This window comes from Achromobacter maghribensis, assembly GCF_057334215.1.
In genome coordinates this window covers 29,431-32,584 of the sequence record NZ_JBHFII010000008.1, presented here as the reverse complement: position 1 = coordinate 32,584, position 3,154 = coordinate 29,431, and the positions used below count along the sequence as shown (strand labels likewise).

Below are 3,154 nucleotides of genomic sequence, written 5' to 3'. Positions count from 1 at the left end.
GCCGCCAGCAGCGGCGCGGGGCTGGCCTTGCGCGGGGCGCGAACGGCCGGCACCGGCATTGCCGCCACCGTTGCCGCGGCCGGCGTTGCCGCCACGGCCACCGCCGCCATTGCGATTGCCGCCGCGCGGGCTGCGCGCGTCTTCATCGCGTTCCTGGCGTTCGAACGCGGCGGCGCTGGTGGGCGACGGCGTCCAGCCTTCGACGGGCTTGCGCTCGATCGTCTTCTTGATCAGGCGCTCGATGTCTTTCAGCAGCTTGATTTCGCTGTTGTCGACCAGCGAGACCGCGGCGCCGGTGGCGCCAGCGCGCCCCGTGCGGCCGATACGATGCACGTAGTCTTCCGGCACGTTGGGCAGTTCGAAGTTCACGACCTGGGGCAACTGGTCGATGTCCAGGCCGCGGGCAGCGATGTCGGTCGCGACCAGCACGGTCACGGTGCTGTCCTTGAAGCCGGCCAGCGCGCGGGTGCGGGCGGATTGGCTCTTGTTGCCGTGGATCGCGGCGGCGGTCAGGCCGTCCTTGACCAGCTTTTCAGCCAGGCGGTTGGCGCCGTGCTTGGTGCGCGTGAACACCAGCACCTGGTGCCAGCCGCTTTCACGGATGATGTGGCTGATCAGGTCGCGCTTGTGATGCTGTTCCACCATGTGCACCGTCTGGGTGACCAGTTCGGTGGCGGTGTTGCGCGGGGTGACCGAGACTTCGCCCGGGTTGTTCAGGACGCCGCGCGCCAGCGTGCGGATTTCGTCCGAGAACGTGGCCGAGAACAGCAGGTTCTGGCGTTGCTTGGGCAGCAGCGCAAGGATCTTGCGGATGTCGCGGATGAAGCCCATGTCCAGCATGCGGTCGGCTTCGTCCAGCACCAGGATTTCCACGCCCGACAGGTCAACCGTCTTCTGGCCGCAGTGGTCCAGCAGGCGGCCGGGGGTGGCCACCAGGATGTCCAGCGGCTTGCGCAGCGCGGAGATCTGGGGGTTGATATTGACGCCGCCGAACATCACCATGGACGTCAGCGAGGTGTACTTGCCGTAGGTCTGCACCGATTCCGCGACCTGCGCGGTCAATTCGCGCGTCGGGGTCAGGATCAGGCAGCGGGGGCGGCCAGGCTTGCGCAGTTCCGGCTTCTGCTGCATCAGCAGGTGCAGGATCGGCAGCGTGAAGCCGGCGGTCTTGCCGGTGCCGGTCTGTGCGGCGGCCAGCAGGTCGCCGCCTTTCAGCACTTGCGGAATGGCTTGGGCTTGAATGGGGGTGGGTGCGGTGTAGCCGGTATCGGCAATAGCGCGCAACAGGGAATCAGCCAGCCCGAGGTCGGCAAAAGGGGAAGAGGTAGTCAAAACAACTCCAGCGGCAGCCCGTCGCTCAAGTTGAGAGACTCCAATCCAGGCGGACGAATAAGGAGAAAAGGGAAGCGCCCTGATGGGCGAAGCTTGGCAGCGAAGGGCCTAGCGGACGTGTGCAGATTGGCAAAGCACACAGGGCGATTGTAGCTGATGTGGCAGTGCAGCACCGGGGGTTTTTTTACCGGGGCGGTATCACCACGTAACATATTGCATCGCCTATGCACGAAATAAGTGTTTTCCCTAGGCGGCACTCCCTATAATCCGTGCGCTTATATCCATTTGAAGAATAAAGGATCGCTATGAAGAAGTCGGCATTAGTGGGTGTCGTTGTTGTCCTGGGCGCGGTGTGGACCGGCACGGCCTGGTACACGGGCCAGAAGGCCGAGGACTTCGTCAATCAATCGATCACGAACGCCAACGACAGCTTGAAGACGCTGAGCGACAAGTGGGGCATCGGCTCCAAGGTCGAGCTGGTGTCGTTCGAGCGTGGCGTCTTTTCGTCCACCGCGCGCTACCGCGTGAAGTTCACCCTGCCCGCCGCCGACGGCAAGCCGGCCGAAGACCGCGACGTGCTGTTCGTCGAGCACCTGAGCCACGGCCCCCTGCCCCTGTCCAACCTGAAGACCGGCGCCTTCATGCCGGCCATGGTGGCCAGCGACTTCGCATTGGAAGAGACCCCGGCCGTCAAGGAATGGTTCGCCGCCGCCAAGGGCGCCACGCCGCTGACCGGCCACTACAGCGTCAGCTACGCCAAGAACATCACGGGCAAGTTCAACCTGGCGCCGGTGGAAGTGGCCAAGGGCGACACGAACCTGAGCTTCTCGGGCATGACGGGCAACGTCGAATACGCCACGGGCACCGACCATGGCGTGTTCGACCTGAAGACGGACAAGCTGGTGCTGTCCGGTCAATCGGAAAACAGCGACATCGTCAGCATGGCCCTGCAAGGCATCACGCTGACCAGCGACATGACCCCGGCTTCCAACGACATGTACGTGGGCAGCCAGAAGGTGACGTTCAAGGATTGGACGATCACGTCGAAGGAAAAGCCGCCCGTCCAGTTCAAGGACACGACGATTGCCGTGGACGTGACGGAAGCCAATTCGCTGATGGGCGCCAAGATGGCCCTGGACTTCGGCATGATCAACGTGCAGGCCAAGGACATGGCCGGCATGAAGCTGGCCATCGACCTGCAGAAGCTGGACTCCAAGGCGTTCAAGGCGCTGAACGACGTCTACGAAGCCGCTTCGCGCCGCATGATGCAAAGCAAGGGTGAAGAGCAGACGCCGCAGTTCACGCCGGAAGAGCAGCAGATCCTGAAGACCAACGTCGGGCTGTTGCTGGCTGGCAACCCGACCCTGGCGGTGTCGCCGCTGGAAGTCCGCACGGCCAACGGCACGTCCACGTTCAACCTGAACCTGGATCTGACCAAGCCGGCTTCGATGGACGGTGAATTCGCGGATACGCTGACGCAGGCGGTGCGCAAGCTGGACGCCAAGGTGGTGCTGTCCAAGGGCAACCTGAGCGACTTGATGGCCATCGAACCGCAGATGCGTGGCGTGCCCGCCGAGCAAGCCGCCCAGACCGCCAAGGGCCAGGCCGAAATGGTCGGCACCATGGCAGCCGCGATGGGCATGGCCAAGGTCGAGAACAACAACATCGTCTCGTACCTGAACTACGCCGACGGTCAGGTCGACTTCAACGGCAAGAAGATGCCGGTCGAGCAATTCCTGATGATGGTCATGAGCGGCGCGATGGGTGGCGCGCGCTAAGGCGCGGGCACGTCAATCCACGCAACGAAAAAAGCCGCCGCGCC

General features: G+C 63.8%; 2 protein-coding genes. One reads left to right on the top strand and one right to left on the bottom strand.

Annotation, left to right across the window (positions count from 1 at the left end; genetic code table 11):
• Positions 1-1,332, bottom strand: a 1,332-nt coding sequence (locus ACE039_RS03455; RefSeq protein WP_485821694.1) for a DEAD/DEAH box helicase, incomplete at its 3' end; no start/stop codon positions are given.
• 305 nt (positions 1,333-1,637) lie between these two features.
• On the opposite strand from ACE039_RS03455, the gene ACE039_RS03450 reads away from it, so the two are divergent.
• Positions 1,638-3,110, top strand: a complete 1,473-nt coding sequence (locus ACE039_RS03450; protein WP_485821693.1) for a YdgA family protein — start codon at positions 1,638-1,640, stop codon at positions 3,108-3,110.
• Positions 3,111-3,154 lie beyond the last annotated feature (44 nt).

Coding starts and splice junctions, on each gene's coding strand:
- ACE039_RS03450 (WP_485821693.1), top strand. CDS start 1,638: ATGAAGAAGTCGGCATTAGTGGGTGTCGTTGTTGTCCTGGGCGCGGTG.